The sequence below is a fragment of the Pantoea stewartii subsp. stewartii genome, assembly GCF_008801695.1.
In the GTDB taxonomy this organism is placed as follows: domain Bacteria; phylum Pseudomonadota; class Gammaproteobacteria; order Enterobacterales; family Enterobacteriaceae; genus Pantoea; species Pantoea stewartii.
In genome coordinates this window covers 1-15504 of the sequence record NZ_VZPF01000096.1, presented here as the reverse complement: position 1 = coordinate 15504, position 15504 = coordinate 1, and the positions used below count along the sequence as shown (strand labels likewise).

Below are 15504 nucleotides of genomic sequence, written 5' to 3'. Positions count from 1 at the left end.
AGGGGCATGTAAATCGCCTGAAAATGCTGAAGCGGCAGATGTACGGCCGGGCTGGGTTCGAGCTACTGCGGCGGCGAGTGATGAGCCCTTTGGCGTAAATAGATCCACCCAAGTTGCGGAAGACCCACTTTCAGGTTGATGATGATTTTTTTGACGAGATTCATTCCGCCTCGCCGCGCACCCGGTTAGCGGAACAAAGCAATGCCCTGCTGGCGGTACTGAACGACGTCACGCTGAGCCAGGAAAATCGCAGTACGCAAAATGCGACCCTGTGGATCTGGTGCCGTCATAATCTGGTCGTGAGCGCACGTTATCGCTCGTCAGTGATGATCGAAAAGATGCAGCAGGGGCTGGCGAAGCATAATTTTCCCAGTGCGGAGGCCCTGTTACTTTACCTGCTCGGTGAACAAGAGTTGCAGCTGGAACTGGTGGTGCGTCGCATCAGCCAGGTAGTCGATAACATTGAAGAGCGTTTATTAAGTCCGGCAATCAAGGCCAACCGCAGTGAGCTGGGGCATTACCGGCGCATGCTGCTGCGTATTCAGCGCCTGCTGGCACCCGAACCGGCGGCGCTGTTCCGGTTGCTTAACCGCCCACCCGCTTGGCTCAACCGCGACACGCTCCGCGAGCTGCGGGCGTTCACGGAAGAATTTAGCGTGGTGCTGAACGACCTGGCCAGCCTGATGGAGCGCATCCGTCTGCTGCAGGAGGAAATTGCAGCACGGTTGATGGAGCAGAGTAACCGGACACTTTATCTGCTGACCGTGATTACGGTGCTTGCACTGCCGATTAACATTGTGGCGGGATTTTTTGGTATGAACGTGGGCGGCATTCCGCTGGCGTCGAATCCGCACGGGTTTTTACTGCTGGTTCTGATCGTCCTGGCCTTCACGCTGCTGGCCGGCTGGCTGAGTTTTCGCCGCCCATCCAGATAGTAGTGTTGACAGTGGAGCCCGTGACCAATAAAAAAGCCAGCGTGGCTATCGCCAACGCTGGCTTTTCACTGACCTGACGACCGGGCCTGAATGGCTGGCCCGTAACAGGCGAATGTTACTGCGCCGGCTGTGGCTGGGCAGGTTGCGACTGCTGTGGTTGCTCTGGCTGCGGCTGCGAAGGCTGCACAGGTTGAGCCTGTTGCGGCGCGGGCTCTGACTGGACCGCGACCGGGTTAGCAGGCTGCGACATCACTGGCGTCATGGGCTCTTCTTTCGGCTCAGCATCTTCACCTTCATTGAAGGGAACAGGCGCAGGGGCCACGCTGTTTTCTGGCGCATTAACCTGTACAGGCATACCAGAGCGGTTCTGGATGGCCTTATCAACCTGAGACTGATTCACGCTACCGTCTACCAGTACTTTGCCAACCGCCTGAGTCAGCGTAATCGGCACCAGTTCACGAGAGTTAAACTGCTCTTCCGTGGTCGACAGCGGATTATGCACTTCCATCCAGCGTGAACCGTCTGGCTCAACAGACGCTTTCACCGGCTGGTTGATAAACTGCACGCGCGTGCCAACTGGCACGTGATCGAACAGCCATTTGATATCATCGGCACGCAGGCGGACACAGCCGTGGCTGACGCGCAGGCCGATACCAAAGTTGGCGTTGGTGCCGTGAATGGCGTACAGACGCCCGATGTAGAGTGCATACAGCCCCATTGGGTTATCCGGGCCTGCCGGGAACACGGCCGGCAGATTTTCGCCACGTGATGCATATTCAGCGTGCATCGCTTTGGTGGGCGTCCAGGTCGGGCCATCTTTTTTACGTTGAACGGTTGTGGTCCAGTTCAGCGGCGTATCTTTACCCAGCTCACCAATACCGATAGGCAGAACGACCACGGTTTTCGAGCCTTTCGGGTAGTAATAAAGACGCATTTCAGCACTGTTAATCACTATGCCTTCACGCGGGGCGTCAGGCAGGAGTAACTGCTGAGGGATAATCAGTTTGCTGCCAGGCTTAGGCAGATAAACGTCAACACCCGGATTGGCTTCCAGCATATTGCTGAGGCCCATCTGGAACTGTGCTGCAAAAGCTTCCAGAGGCAGTTTACTGTCCTGAGGAATCGTAATCTCAATGTTTTGCCCGGTCAGACGGCTGTTCGCCGGCGGTAAGGGATAAACAACCGCAAGGGCTGACTGACTGAATGCCGCCAAAGCCAATGCAAGTGAAGCGAACGCGCGAATGCTTTTTTTCATATTTTACAAGTCTTTATCGCCATGTTTCAGGCTTGTCAATGTATCGAACCCATGCTGGTCACTATGACCTGCTGCGCATTATATGTTCATTAAACTGATGTTGTGAATCAGGATTTTTACCGCATCGAAATACTTTACCTGACTTACCTGCGTTATCCGCCTTTGTTCATTAACATTTTGGGCGAAATACGCCCTCTACGGCTGCCATAACGTGACATCTCCGTTTAGCTTGCGGTTCAGGAAAAAAGCGGCGCTAATCAGGGCGAGATGCGTCAGCGCCTGCGGCATATTGCCTAGTGCCTGGCCGTGGCTGTCGAACTCTTCGGCATATAACCCCAACGGATTAGCGTAGCTCAGTAATTTCTCGAACTCAAAATGGGCTTCGCGTCCGCGTCCGGCACGTGCCAGACATTCGACGTACCAGAACGAGCAGGCACCAAATGAACCTTCTCCGCCGGTGAGCCCGTCCGCCGGGGTTTCATGGATGTTATAGCGGCGCACCATCCCATCGCTGACCAGATTCGCCTTGATGGCATCCAGCGTGGCAATCCAGTCAGGATCGGTTGCGCCGACAAAACGCACCAGCGGCATCAGCAGCATGGAGGCATCCAGGTAGTCGCCATGGCGGGTCGAAACAAAATGGCCGCGTTCGCTGTTCCAGAAGTTTTTCCAGATATCGTCGCGAATCTCGCGCCGGGTACGGTCCCACCGCTCATAAGGCATCGGCAGGGAACGTTTCATGCCAAGACGCAGCCCGCGATCCATGGCCACCCAGCACATCAAACGGGAGTGCAGGAAGTGCTCCGGTTCACCGCGCATTTCCCAGATGCCCGCATCCGGCTGATGCCAGTTTTCACAGAGCCAGTCCAGCATCTCTGAGACATGGTTCCAGCCCCGTTGAGAGATGGCTTCACCATATTTATTAGCAAGGTAAATGGCGTCCATCAGTTCGCCATAGATATCCAGTTGTTTCTGTTGCCAGGCATCGTTGCCTATCCTGACCGGGCAGGAATCGGCATAGCCGGACAGGTTGAGCAGCGACATTTCCTGCAGTTCCGTGCTGCTGTCCAGGCGATACATCACCTGTAAACGCATCTCGTCATGATGGCTGTTTTCCACACAGCGACCGACCCATTCGGTGAAGTGCTTGGCCTCATCCACGTAGCCCAGGCGCATCAGCGCGTACATGCTGAAGGACGCATCGCGTATCCAGGAGGCACGGTAATCCCAGTTACGTTCGCCCCCCAGCTCCTCCGGCAGGCCAAAGGTTGCGGCGGCGGCAATGGAGCCGTGCTGCCAGGAGGTCAGCAGCTTCAGCACCAAGGCTGAGCGCTGGACCATTTCCTGCCAGCGGCCACGATAGGTACTGTGGCAACTCCACTCACGCCAGTAGCTCAGCGTCTCTTCGAAACAGTTCGCGGTCGCCAGTTTTTCAACGTGTGCGTCATTTACGCTGCCGAATTCAAATTCGGCGTGTTCGCCCGCTTTTAACTCGAAACTGGCGGTGGCGCTATTACCTTCCAGGGTCATCACGACCGTGGCGGCCAGCCGAAGCGAGGGCTGATCCGTCGCATGAAAATCGATACAACCGCGCTGAATCTCGGCGCGGGTTTCCGCGCGGGCGTAATCATGGCGAGGCGAACAGACCATGTTAAACCGGGCCTGGCCCCGCACCATTTTCACCCGGCGGATAATGCGTGGCAGTTTGTCCTGACGGTCGCAGATGGGCATGTAGTCAGTAATTTCGGCCACGCCTTCTTCGGCCAGCCAGCGCGTTTGCAGAATATTGGTATCCGGCAGGTAAATTTGTTGCCGACGGGCGTTTTGCCACTCGGGTGCGATTGAAAACAGGCCCGCTTCGTCACTGTCCAGTAAGGCCGAAAACACCGACGGGCTGTCCAGCTCCGGCCAGCAGAGATAGTCGATCGTGCCATCGTTTGCGACCAGTGCACAGGTGCGGAGATCACCTATGACACCATGATCGTCAATCTTGCGTTTAACCTTACTCATCGCGTTCTCCCTGTCAGTGTCTGACTTAACTATAGCCAGGTACCCGCATACCGCTTCGTTCGGGCACAGATCGTTAACCTGGCGAGCCCGTTGTCCGCGTCCGGCACAATTTTCAGCCCGGTATATACTTTTCATACACTTCCAGAGGAGACCGTTATGACAGCACCCCAACGAAAAGTGGCCATTGTGACCGCATCGGATTCGGGCATCGGCAGCCGTTGTGCTGAGATGTTAGCCGAACAGGGCTTTGATATTGGCATCACCTGGCGTTCAGACGAGGAAGGCGCACAGCGGACCGCCCGTCGGGTAGAAGAGACCGGACAACGGGCAGAGACGATTCAGCTCGATCTGGCCGATCCGCCAGAAGGCGGCAAGGTGTTGCAGCAGTTGATCGACAAACTGGGCCGTATCGATGTGCTGGTCAACAATGCCGGGGCAAATTTTAAAGCCGACTTTATGGACGTGACCTGGGAAGACTGGCGTAAAACCTTCAGCGTGGTGATGCGCCGCGCGATAAATGCGCCCATTTCCGTGAGATAAATGGCACCGCTGCGGCGTTTCAGTAGTTGCAAAAGAATTACAATCCTACCGCGTCATCCTTCCTCTGACCATCTACCGGAAAATACCGGTAGAGCGTCGATAACCCCACCCCGTAGATAATAGCCAGCTGCTGGCGGGTATGCCCCTTAGTCAATAGCCGCCCAATCTGTTCCCGCTCATGCGGCTTTAATGCGTTGGGCCTTCCGCCTATGCGTCCCTGTGCTCTGGCTGCTGCCAGTCCGGCCAATGTCCGTTCGACGATTAGCTCACGTTCCATCTCCGCCAGTGCCGACATCACATGGAAAAAGAAACGCCCCATGGCAGTGCTGGTATCAATACTGTCTGTTAAAGAGCGGAAGTGGGCACCGCGCTCATGCAACTCTGATATAAGTGCGATCAGGTTCTTAACGCTGCGCCCCAGCCTGTCCAGTTTCCACACTACCAGGGTGTCTCCGCTATTAACGCACTTTAAAGCGCGTTTCAGACCGGGGCGGCTGGCAACTTTTCCGCTCATACGGTCTTCAAAAATGCGGTCACAGTTTGCGCTTGTGAGTGCATTACGCTGTAAATCGCTGTTCTGGTCGATTGTTGATACACGGATATAACCAATGACGGCCATCAATTCTCCTCCTCTATGTCGCGGTGGGAGGATTTTTACAGATTTCGCTATGTGTAACTGCTTTTCCAAAAACCTTGGTTTGGGGGAAGGGGCAAAAATGCCAGCGGCAACCCTCTCAGGCAGTACATCGGGCTATGTCATCATCCCGGCGCTAATTGGCTCAGTTAACCGGGTATTTGTATTTCAATGGACATCAGTCTCTGTACCACCATCCACCGATGGTTCTCTGGTCATAGTTGATGCCTCCTGGCCTATGCCGTTTCCAACAGCCTGCATGTCAATCATGCAAGCACTTAACAATTCCCTCATTTACTCTACGACGGGGACGCCGTTTTCAAGCTCAAGAATAGTGGATCGTTCAAAATTCCAGGCAGCTTCAGCTTACTCAAAATCAACATCAACGGTTACTGTATGGGGAGTTGGCTACTAATGAATAGTTACGTTTTCAGCCCGTCTCAAAATATGATCATCCCGCTGGCTCAAAAGCAATTGTATGTTGATGCAGGAACATGGCCAGACGACGTGATTGCTATATCAGAAGAAACCGCCGAGGAGTTTAACCAGCAGTTTCCGATCGGAAAAACCTTGTCGCATGATGAAAATAGTCAACCATGCTGGGTCGATATTCCGCCCCCAACTCATGATGAGCTGATTGCTATGGCAGAGCTGGATAAGTTACGGCGCATCGGTGAGGCCAACAATTTTATGAATGACAAGCAGTGGTCGGGTAAGGCAGCTATAGGCAGGCTTAAGGGGGACGAGCTGGAACGATACGGACTGTGGCTGGACTATCTCGATGCACTGGATGCAGTAGACACATCCAGCGCACCAGATATTGACTGGCCTATTCAGCCGGAGGAGCTGGCCATATAACATCAGGAGCCGTCGAAACATCGACGGCTTTAACCGCAGTTTTATAAGCCATCCATGATGACAGTTTCGCTTTGTTTTTTTCGCTGATATCACCGAGCATCAACTCTATACGCCAGTCAACTGTCACATCGTCAATATTCGCTATCAACTCCTGGCGTTTTTGTTCGGCTCTGACAACTTCTTCTTCATGCGTCAGCGGTGGTTTATCAGCCCATACAGGGTAACCATCATCACCAGTTGCCAAAACCTGTACATCATTCGGCCGGGTATACTCCTGAAATGTGTCCTCTGAAACATACACACCATGCGCTTCATCCCATGCACCGTTTTTTTGAAACTCACTTTTTAGAACGGATGGTAAAAACTGATTATTTATAAATAAATACTTATCCATGTCACTTTGCTTTTGCAAACCAGATGCCGTTAAGATTTGACGATGGAGCAAAGGATCCTCCCTGGTAAACTGCTGCACCAAGTCGGAACGCTGATAGATTAACAGGATAGCCCTGAACTACTTCAACACCGCCAGTATCAGATGGATGCGACGTCACTGCCACAGTGAGAAACGCATTTGGGAACGGAATGGGTAAAGTAATATTGGCACCATCGGCAAAAGTGGCACGTCCCCATTGTTCAATAAAACCATCTGGCGTTTTTCGCCACCCGGCATTCGTCCCTCCGCCTTGCGTCCACGCACTCATATCAGGCATCTGATTTGCCCCTGTTCCTACATCGCGTTTCGCGGCTTCCTTTAAACCAAGGTTTTTGACAAAGAGCGCCGGGTCAGGAATATCTGCGCCGTTCTGGTCTTTGGCCAGCTTCTCCGCCAGCTTGTTCAGGACCGTGGTTGCAAAGTTTGGATCGTTACCAAGGGCATCAGCCAGCTCTTTGAGCGTATCCAGCGTCTCAGGGGCGCTGCCAGCAAGCGCCGCAAGTGCTTTGGCCACAAACTCCGTTGTCGCCAGCTTCTTGCTGTTATCGCTATTTGCAGGTGTAGGCGCTGTTGGCGTGCCGGTGAATGTCGGGCTGGCCTTCGGCGCGTACTGGGTATGCGGGTCTGCTGCCGCGATGTGTTTCGCAAGGTCTGTACCGCCTTTCTCAACCTGTTGTTTCAGGTACAGCGTGCGGCTGGCCAGTTGTTTACCCTGACGGTTAGAAATTCCGTCAGGCCCGCCCAGAACGGGGTCAGAGACCTCAATCTGGTAGATGCCTTCTTCCCACTGCGGGGTTTCGGGTAGGTTTGCCATAATTAACTGCTCCCGTGGTTATAGCTGCCGTCATAGTTGACGGTGTTGTTGTAGCGAATGGCGACAGACTGATACTCCAGGCTTGCCAGATGGCAGCGGGCCGGAGCAAAGGCAGCGAGCGTCTGGCGTAACAGCGCCGCCTGATCGTTAGTGATGGGCTGCTGAAGGATGACGCGATAAACCGCCCAGGCTTCCGCATCGCCATGGACGAAAAGCCCGTTGTAAGTGTGTTTGCCGTCGTAGCCGATCTGGCCAGTGCCTTCAATCAGATCCACTTCGCCGAAGCCGAAACGGCGGATGATTTCCCGGATTGACCACGGCGTCCCTTTGTAGCGGTGCAGCTCGATAGCGGATTTGATAAGCATGCGGCGTACATCGTCCGACTCCGCCAGCTCCCAGCCATCGCCGAACAGTGAGAACTGCTCGCCCAGCCATGGCAGCGCGGAACTGTCGACAATATCGACGAGATAGACCATCAGTACGCTCAGGTCGATGTTATCCAGCCGCCCGGCGAGTCTTCCCAGTGCCCTGAGGCTGATATCACCCTCAAGCGGTGGCGGAAGTTGTAGCGGCTCAGCCATCGGATACTCCGGTCATATTGAGAGTGATCGCCGTACAGTTTGCCCATTCATTTTCTGCCACCACTTTCAGCACCGGTGTCACCAGTTCGACCTGATACACTCCGGCAACGGACAGCACGCTGATAATCTGACTGGGGACAATATCGCGCCCCAGCGTGGCGGTACGGGACGCTACCCAGTTCTGTATGGCGCTATTGGCGTTGTCCTTTATCGAGTTGGCATCCTGGTCACGATAGATAGTGATGTTGGCCTCAATGGCGTAATCCACCTGCACAGGTGTTTTAGCCCGCACGGTATCAGTGAGCGGCCTGACTTTTTCGTCCGAGCAGAAACTCTCTACCAGCGTAAGGATGCTGTCGTCCGGCAGGCCGGTACTGAGCAGCGGATACAGTTCTACAGTGCCGGGAACCGGGGAGAGCACAGCGACGTCGACGATGTTGGGATGGGCCTGCATGGCATGAAAGCGGTATGCCATACGGCTTCCGGCGTTGGTGAATGACTCCGGGGCCAGTTTGATACGCTCGCGGAGCCTGTCATTGTCTTCCTGCTCTGAACCACCAGAACTGGCCGCCAGATTAGTCACCTGCAGGTCGACGTTATCAATCTCATCGAGCAACTGACTGACCTGCGCAGGCTGCCAGCCGTTGCCAGCGGCTCCCGGCTCGGTACAGGTGGCCGTGGCATTGACCAGCAGCAATCCGGCTTTCAGTACCACGTCTGTATCGGTGGCAAAAATAATGCTGTCGGAAGCGCTGACGCGGGTTCCTGCCGGAATCAGCACATCAATGGCCAGTGCCTCATCCACGGAGAACTGGAGCGTGGTGGTGGCAGGCTGCGCGGCCAGGCGATATACACCGACCAGTTCACCGAGGTAATCAATCATCGGCTCACGGGCAAAGGCGACCAGATTCTGTTTGGCCGCTTCCTGCGCCGCCACCCTGACCAGCATTTCGCGGTATGCCCACAGGTCAATCAACAGGCGCTCAGCCTGAGCGGGGTATAGCGTTTTGCCGGTTGCAGCTTCGTACTGTGCAATCATTTCAGCCGTGATTTTGTCGGCATCGCGTTCAATAAAATCGGGTTCTGTCAGCGCCATAGCAACTCCTGAGTCCGGGGCTGTCCGTCAGAGCCTTTCCAGCTCACCCGGAGCGTAAGATGTTCGCCTTCGACGGCGGGTTTGACCGACATAAGCTGGCAGCGAGGCTCCCAGCGGCGGATGGCATCGACGGATTCGCGTACCACATGCGGAATAGCCCGGTCGATGGGCCAGTCGATATAAAGGTGCAGATTGCTGCCGAACTCCGGGCGATGCGGGTCGCTACCACGAGGAGTTCGCAGGATGATTTGAATAGCCTGCCAGATATCATCCAGCCCCCGGACGATTTCGCCGGGAGCCTGCAGGGCCGGTTGCCAGAATACTGAAGTTGTTTTCATGGGGGCAGTATTGCCCCTGCGCGGGAACGCCGATATTAAAGGCGTTTAAGAAGGTCAGTGGGAGTGGTGATTAGAGTTCTGGCCATCAGACAGCATGCTGCCTGTTGAGTGGGCATTGCCGTTGATTTCAAGGTTGCCGTTCACCGTGGTGGTGTCAGCGGTCAAATCAATGGTTTTCCCCTTCAGGCTGATACCTACCGCAACCTCGATTACTACGCGCTCGATACCGCCTTTGACCGTCAGCGTATGGGTCGCGCGGTTATAGCTGAACTCTGCGCCATCCGCGTATTTCGTGCCCCGGACGTTTTTGTCGCTGAACGGCGGTTTATCGACGTCTGAGTACACCGCGCCCAGAATGACACCATCCTCGCCGTTGGCATCGAGCAGCACCTCAACCTGCTCCCCCACATCAGGGAGCCAGTAATCCTTGTTATTCTGGGTGTTGCGCTGCAGCACGTTAAGCCAGTTAGTGCGCAGGTTATCGCACTCAGGCAGACGAACGCGGGCCTGAACCTTGTCGGCATCGACGGCGCTGACCGTACCGACCTGACGGGTGACGCCTGCCATTATTTCTTCTCCTTTGTTACCGTGGACGTGCTGCCGTCCGGTTTATAGACGGTCAGTGTCTGGCTCTTGCCGGTCTTTTTACCTTTTTTCGCCTTGCCCTGCGTGACCGGCCCTCGCGCCACCTCCAGTTCGGTGATGTAGCCGCTGTTGCGGTCAAATGCATGGCGGGCAGTGGTTATCAGCCATGGCCCGGATAACTGTCCAAAACCCACCAGTTCAATTTTGTTGCCTGCTGTCAGTTGAGGTGTCCCCATCAGCGTCAGGGAGCCGTTCTGCTGGTATTCGTTATGCCTGGCCAGCGCCGAATCTGCTTTAATCCGTGCGGTGTCCGGGTCGCTGACGCGGCTGTTGACCTTCAGTGTGTCGGCACTGGTGACCTTACCACCTTTGGTTTGTTTGTCGCTTTCGCTGGTGCCGCCATCAGCTTCGTAGACGATCAGCTTTTTATCGCTGCTCTTCTGATGTTTTACCTTCGCGGATTTGTAGACGCGGTTGATGGTGTCACGCAGGGAAAAGCTGGCCACATCCTGTGGCTTCAACTGTTTTACCGGCTCCTGACCGCGCAGCGTGGCCAGATGAGAGAAAATCAGCTGGTCGCTGACCACTTTTACGGCATAACCATACTCGCTGGCCAGCCGACGCAGGAAGCTCACGTCCGTTTCTGCATACTGGGTCACCCGGTCAATTTTGATGGACTCAATACTGCCAACCAGCTTCAGCTGATGCTTTTTGGCAATCCGCCCGGCGATGGCCGCCAGCGTGGTGCTCTCGAAACCACGACTGGATTTAGTCCGCAAGGCGTTGTTGACCGACGTGGCCACGCCCCGGATAGCGACAACGGACGCGGGCGAACTCACCTCGATCTCGTCTATCGAGAACGTACCGCAGGACAGCAGCTTCTCGCCCTGATAGCCCATCTTGAGCGTCAGCGTGTCGCCCTTGCCCGGATACCACTTATCCAGCCAGCGACCATCGGTGTCGTCCAGCTCCACCTCAATGGTATCGGACTCGCATTTGATGTTATCGCTGTAGGTTACGCGGGTGACATAGGGGGCGATATCGGTGGTGATGTTCTTCTGCAGATACCACAGGGTGAAAACCGGACTCAGAACATCGCTGACGCCGGTTAACGCTGATGCGGCCTGTGCAGTGCTGTTTATCTCAGCCATGGGGCAATATCCTCTTCTGTACTGGCTTCTTCAGCCTCGATAACCGGGATCAGTAACAACAACCCGGAGGGCAGCACCGGCGTAATGGCCACGTGCGGATTGGCGGCAATTATCCGGGGATAGCCCAGTGGGTCGCCGTAGTACTGCCATGCCAGAGAATCCCAGCGCTCTCCGTTACGGGTGACATGTTCAAGAAACATCACACACTCCTCGCCAGTATTCTGGCTGCCATGGTGCTTAACCCCGGCGACATCCGGGTGAACGTGGTGCTGGCGGAGTTGAGCTGCCCGGAAACGGCATCCAGCGCCGCCGCGATATTGCTGCCGTCCACGCCGCTCAGCGAAGACTGCGCCTGTTGTACATACGTGGCCGCATCACTGGTGGCTCTGGCCAGACTGATGGCATCAGGCATGGATTCAGAGAGCGCATTAAATGCCGGAACGCTCTGGCCTAACGCGCCGGACACGTTGCCCAGTCCGCTCATCAGCCCCGGTACGCGGGTCAGCGCGACGGCGGGGTTATCCTTCATTTTCTGCGCCACCCGAACGGCGCTGATAGTGGTCTGGAGAACAGACTGCGCCTGTTTGGCATAGTTGACGCCGTCGCGAACGTACTGGGCCACCCCGGAGGGCGAAGGAACGGCACCGGAGACCGCCCCGACGCCGGGTACCTGCGTGCGTATTGCAGGCGGCTGCAGCGGGTTTTTCGGGTCGCCAATGTACTCCCGGAGAGACGCGGAGGCATTGACGGCCAGCACGTTGCCGGTGCTGTCGGTCTGCTCGCTGGTCGCGGTCACGTCGGTAATCACGAACCAGCCGCGATAGTCACCGTTGCCGAAAACCAGCGCCAGCGCCTGATGGGCTTTCATGGCCGTTCTCAGTCTCGCCAGCTCCACGTCGGGCACACAATAATGCTGATGGAAGACCAGGCTTATCTGGATTTCGTCCAGCTTATCGCCGACGAATTGCAGGCCGGGCTTACCCTCGATGCGGGCATGTTCGGCATAATCGACACCGAAAGTGGCCTCAAAGCCGTCCCAGTAGGTAATCAGTTCAAACTCAATATCACCCAGTACCGCAAACATTATTCGTACCCCCGACGTTGTTTCTGAGCCAGCAGACGTTCCAGCATTTTCTCCAGTTCATGCAGGCTCATATTCAGTGCGCCGGTCAGTCCGGCTGGCGCTGCGGTTTCTTTGCCATTGAGGAAAAACTGAGGATTAAAGCTGACCTGAATACCGCCAGATGTTCCGCCTCCGGCTGCAGCTGCGCCACGGCCTGAATATCCCGCAGCCATGATTTCCGGCGACGGGATGCGGGGAACATCAGGAGTCATCTCTGTTGCCAGGCGTTGTCCGGCAAGCGCTGCCAGCGGTGTGGTGCGCTGCAGGCCGATAGCGGCACCCTGCGCGATGTTGTCACCAAAGCCTATAAACACACGGCTCGGCGAATGAATGCCCAGCTTTTCCTTGAACCAGCCGCCCACGCTGTCGCCCATATCTGTGACGGTGGTTTTGAGCGACTCCCATTTGTTTTTGATGCCGTTTATCAGCCCGTCGATAAGGTGGCCACCGAAGTCAGTGAACTTCGCGGGCAGATCAACGCCGAGATATTTCAGCGCAGCCGCAAAGGCTTTATAGAGCAGACCAACCGGCGACCAGTTAATCAGCAGCTTACCAATCCCCACGATACCGCCGTTAAAAGCCTCTTTAATGTCAGCCCAGCGCTGTTTGAACCAACTGCTGACAGCCCCCCAGTTACGATAAATAAGATAAGCCGCCGCCGCGACGGCGGTGATGGCAAGACCAATGGGATTCATCAGCAGTGCCTGCCCAATCCAGAGAACGGCACGCCCGGCGATCATAATGCCGCGAACCAGCCCGCCTGACAGCGCCCCCCCCAGAGTTCTGGCTCCTCTGGCGACGGCGCTGAAGCCGGTCACCAGCCAGCGAAGTTTGCCGCCTTCACCCAGCGCGAGTGTCAGGCGAAGCCAGTTGGCCCGCAGGAGCACGGCATTTTTCCAGACGTTGACGAAAGGTGAAATAAGGAGATTCAGCCCGAGCTTGAGGCCGATGGTTGCCATCTTGAACGCAAGTAATGCGCCAATCACTTGAATTGTGCCGCTCACGAGTTGCGGATTAGCCGCTATCCATTTTCCAACGCTGTTCATTAAGGGGATGAATGTTTCCCCCAGTTCGATCAACGCCGGACGTAATGATTCTCCGATGCTAATGGCCGAGTCGTTAAACCCAATCTGCGTTCTGCGCCAACGTCCTTCGAGCGTATCATTTTGTTTCGCTGCATCCTTGTCCAGCGTAGACATTGCAGAGGGAGTGTTCATTTCCTGCTTGTTAGATTGGTACTTATCCCAGCCCTGACGCATAGACAGCAGATGGTTCACGGTCTGGATATCGGTAAAGACTTCCGCCAGTCCGAAGGACTCCATCAGCTTCTGCTGGCCTTCCTGATCGCCTCTTGAGCCTGCCGCTTTCCATTGCTGCACAAATGCCTTGCCTTTACCGTCGATAAACCGGTTGGCAATCATCAGGGAGGCTTCATATTGAGAGAACCCCTGGGCTACATAATTTTGCATTGATCCCTGGTAATCCACGCCAGCCTTAGCGTATTTCTGCGTGGTATCTCCGCGTCCCATTGCCGCCAGCCAGTTTGACATATTGGTGACGGCCTCTTCCGCTGAGCCGCTGCCTTTACCCACTTCCAGACTGGCGACGATCTGGGTTATAGCGTCTTTGCCGTAAATACCACGTGCAGCGAAGGCTTTGGCCATACCAGGTAACGCTTTCGCCATATCCTTCAGCTCAAACGAGCCTAGCTTGGCCCCGGTTGCCGCAATCCCAAACGCCTGCTCCAGCTCTTTGGCATCGGTAATTTTCAGCGCATCGCTAAAGGCGTAGGTCATTTTTGCGAGGTCAGTCATATCCGCTTTGGTGGCCGTGGCCGCTTTACCGAGCATCCCGGCAAAGGTCGCTGCCTGCTGCGGATTCATGCCATCGGCAACCAGTTGACCCACGCCGCCCAACAGAGATTCCTGGAGCTGATTGACCTGCAGGGATGCCCGACGAATGGCAGTACCGATGGCCTGTTCCTGCCTTGAATCCAGATCACCGGTGACACTGATATCGCGTAGCTGGGATTCAAACGAGGCATATTGTTTGACCGAGGCCATGACCGGTGCGCCCAACGTTCTGCCGATGGCATAGGTTTCTGCGCCCTGGCCATAGAGCGCCATGCGGTTAGCCTTCAACGCATCACTGGTGGCCGAAACCGCTGACAGACGGCGCTGCTGGCGCTCGATTTGCTCCATTGTGCGACTTACCCGCAGCAGTTCGCTGTTGAGCCGCTGCATCCGGGAAGAGCCTAACTGGCCATAACGTTCAGTTGCACGGGTTAAGGCATTCTGGCGTTCCTGCAGGCGGCGCGATGTATCACCCAGGGAATCTAGGGCGCGTCGGGTGCCACTGACGGCTGAGCGGAAGCTGCTCCCGACAATGCCGCCAATAATGACGCCGACTGAAAATTCACTGGCCACGGTGGTTATCCGCTGAAAGCGGAAAAACGGAAGGAAAGTGTCTGAGAGGCATGCAGAACAGCCGCGTGTGGCGGCTGTTAAGTGATGAGGAGTTACTGATTGTCGCCGAACTCCCTTTTGATTTGCTCTTCAGCCTGCTCCAGCCACATCTCCAGATCGTCAGTATCGAGGGCATCAATCTCCCCCGGCTGAAATCTAAACCACCTCGCCAGCAGCCCCTGCGCCTGCATCAGCGTTTTCGTCGCTCTTACCCAGCCCAGTGACTTGCTGAAATCGTTTCTGCAGCTCCATGTAGTCAGCAAGATCCATGTTATCGAGGTCTTCCGGGAGAATACCGGTACTGCGGGCAATCAGCGGTTCGTCCCAGTCAGCCGGGTCTTTGCTGATTTTGCGCACCTGTTTCAGGTCTTTGACCGTCAGGCGTTTCAGTTCGACCTGCTCAACTCTGGTGCCAGCAGCTGTGGTGAAGGGGTAGGACAGCTTAAAAGTATCGGATTGGGTTTGTGACATGATCGTGCTCCTGTGTAAGTTCAGAGCAGTATGTCCGGTGGTGGGACTGACAGATATTAAAGGGGATTAAGAAGAAAGGGGCCGAAGCCCTGACGAATCCCCACAAAAATGAGACAGACATAGCAAGATGTGATCTACTGATTCTTCCACAAATTCAATGGGATCACCGCTATGCCTGCCCGTAAAGTATGTCAGAATTTTTTTCAGGATGCTCT

The 15504-nt window shown here is 55.5% G+C and carries 18 protein-coding genes; 4 read left to right on the top strand and 14 right to left on the bottom strand.

Annotated features, from left to right (window positions below):
• Nucleotides 1–113: 113 nt before the first annotated feature.
• The gene (locus F7Q90_RS21825; RefSeq protein WP_006118562.1) at nucleotides 114–935 is read left to right on the top strand and encodes a transporter; all 822 of its coding nucleotides are present in this window, start codon (nucleotides 114–116) and stop codon (nucleotides 933–935) included.
• 115 nt (nucleotides 936–1050) lie between these two features.
• On the opposite strand, the gene F7Q90_RS21820 is transcribed toward F7Q90_RS21825, so the two are convergent.
• Nucleotides 1051–2190 carry a L,D-transpeptidase family protein gene (locus F7Q90_RS21820; RefSeq protein WP_006118563.1) on the bottom strand — a complete coding sequence of 380 codons (1140 nt, stop codon included), beginning with the start codon at nucleotides 2188–2190 and terminating at the stop codon, nucleotides 1051–1053.
• A 195-nt stretch (nucleotides 2191–2385) separates the two neighbouring features.
• Complete coding sequence (locus F7Q90_RS21815) at nucleotides 2386–4200, bottom strand: glycoside hydrolase family 15 protein (RefSeq protein WP_006118564.1); 1815 nt, start codon at nucleotides 4198–4200, stop codon at nucleotides 2386–2388.
• 156 nt (nucleotides 4201–4356) lie between these two features.
• Here F7Q90_RS21815 and F7Q90_RS21810 point away from each other — a divergent pair, with 156 nt between their 5' ends.
• A complete protein-coding gene (locus tag F7Q90_RS21810) occupies nucleotides 4357–4740 on the top strand; it encodes an SDR family NAD(P)-dependent oxidoreductase (RefSeq protein ID WP_006122461.1) in 384 nt (127 codons plus the stop codon).
• Nucleotides 4741–4777: 37 nt separating this feature from the next.
• Here the strand turns inward: F7Q90_RS21810 and F7Q90_RS21800 are convergent, their stop codons facing one another.
• Entirely contained in the window at nucleotides 4778–5359 is a 582-nt protein-coding gene (locus tag F7Q90_RS21800; RefSeq protein WP_006118565.1) for a recombinase family protein, read from the bottom strand.
• Between F7Q90_RS21800 and F7Q90_RS21795 the strand changes: the two genes are divergently transcribed.
• Entirely contained in the window at nucleotides 5349–5789 is a 441-nt protein-coding gene (locus tag F7Q90_RS21795; protein ID WP_237166116.1) for a hypothetical protein, read from the top strand. The genes F7Q90_RS21800 and F7Q90_RS21795 overlap by 11 nt on opposite strands.
• A complete protein-coding gene (locus F7Q90_RS21790) occupies nucleotides 5789–6232 on the top strand; it encodes a tail fiber assembly protein (RefSeq protein ID WP_044243662.1) in 444 nt (147 codons plus the stop codon). Before F7Q90_RS21795 ends, F7Q90_RS21790 begins: the two co-directional genes overlap by 1 nt.
• Here the strand turns inward: F7Q90_RS21790 and F7Q90_RS21785 are convergent.
• From F7Q90_RS21785 to F7Q90_RS21730, 11 genes are all read right to left on the bottom strand, one after another.
• A complete protein-coding gene (locus F7Q90_RS21785) occupies nucleotides 6204–6626 on the bottom strand; it encodes a tail fiber assembly protein (protein WP_044241727.1) in 423 nt (140 codons plus the stop codon). The two genes, F7Q90_RS21790 and F7Q90_RS21785, sit on opposite strands and share 29 nt — an antisense overlap.
• Nucleotide 6627: 1 nt before the next feature.
• The gene (locus F7Q90_RS27355; protein WP_006122459.1) at nucleotides 6628–7479 is read right to left on the bottom strand and encodes a gp53-like domain-containing protein; all 852 of its coding nucleotides are present in this window, start codon (nucleotides 7477–7479) and stop codon (nucleotides 6628–6630) included.
• A gap of 2 nt (nucleotides 7480–7481) precedes the next feature.
• Nucleotides 7482–8060 carry a phage tail protein I gene (locus F7Q90_RS21775; protein ID WP_006122458.1) on the bottom strand — a complete coding sequence of 193 codons (579 nt, stop codon included), beginning with the start codon at nucleotides 8058–8060 and terminating at the stop codon, nucleotides 7482–7484.
• Nucleotides 8053–9156 carry a baseplate assembly protein gene (locus F7Q90_RS21770; protein ID WP_006122457.1) on the bottom strand — a complete coding sequence of 368 codons (1104 nt, stop codon included), beginning with the start codon at nucleotides 9154–9156 and terminating at the stop codon, nucleotides 8053–8055. The genes F7Q90_RS21775 and F7Q90_RS21770 overlap by 8 nt, the downstream gene beginning before the upstream one ends.
• The gene (locus tag F7Q90_RS21765; protein WP_006122456.1) at nucleotides 9147–9494 is read right to left on the bottom strand and encodes a GPW/gp25 family protein; all 348 of its coding nucleotides are present in this window, start codon (nucleotides 9492–9494) and stop codon (nucleotides 9147–9149) included. Before F7Q90_RS21765 ends, F7Q90_RS21770 begins: the two co-directional genes overlap by 10 nt.
• A gap of 54 nt (nucleotides 9495–9548) precedes the next feature.
• Nucleotides 9549–10061 (bottom strand): phage baseplate assembly protein V, encoded by a 513-nt coding sequence (locus F7Q90_RS21760; RefSeq protein ID WP_006122455.1) that lies wholly within the window; start codon nucleotides 10059–10061, stop codon nucleotides 9549–9551.
• On the bottom strand, nucleotides 10061–11230 hold the full coding sequence (locus tag F7Q90_RS21755; protein ID WP_006122454.1) for a phage late control D family protein: 1170 nt from the start codon (nucleotides 11228–11230) through the stop codon (nucleotides 10061–10063). The genes F7Q90_RS21760 and F7Q90_RS21755 overlap by 1 nt, the downstream gene beginning before the upstream one ends.
• Nucleotides 11218–11430: a tail protein X gene (locus tag F7Q90_RS21750; protein ID WP_006122453.1), complete on the bottom strand. Its 213-nt coding sequence runs from the start codon at nucleotides 11428–11430 to the stop codon at nucleotides 11218–11220. The genes F7Q90_RS21755 and F7Q90_RS21750 overlap by 13 nt, the downstream gene beginning before the upstream one ends.
• Nucleotides 11430–12314, bottom strand: coding sequence for a phage tail protein (locus F7Q90_RS21745; RefSeq protein ID WP_006122452.1), 885 nt, complete (start codon nucleotides 12312–12314; stop codon nucleotides 11430–11432). Before F7Q90_RS21745 ends, F7Q90_RS21750 begins: the two co-directional genes overlap by 1 nt.
• On the bottom strand, nucleotides 12314–14779 hold the full coding sequence (locus tag F7Q90_RS21740; RefSeq protein WP_006122451.1) for a phage tail tape measure protein: 2466 nt from the start codon (nucleotides 14777–14779) through the stop codon (nucleotides 12314–12316). The genes F7Q90_RS21745 and F7Q90_RS21740 overlap by 1 nt, the downstream gene beginning before the upstream one ends.
• Nucleotides 14780–14974: 195 nt before the next feature.
• Complete coding sequence (locus tag F7Q90_RS21730) at nucleotides 14975–15289, bottom strand: phage tail assembly protein (RefSeq protein WP_000084225.1); 315 nt, start codon at nucleotides 15287–15289, stop codon at nucleotides 14975–14977.
• Between the last annotated feature and the right edge of the window lie 215 nt (nucleotides 15290–15504).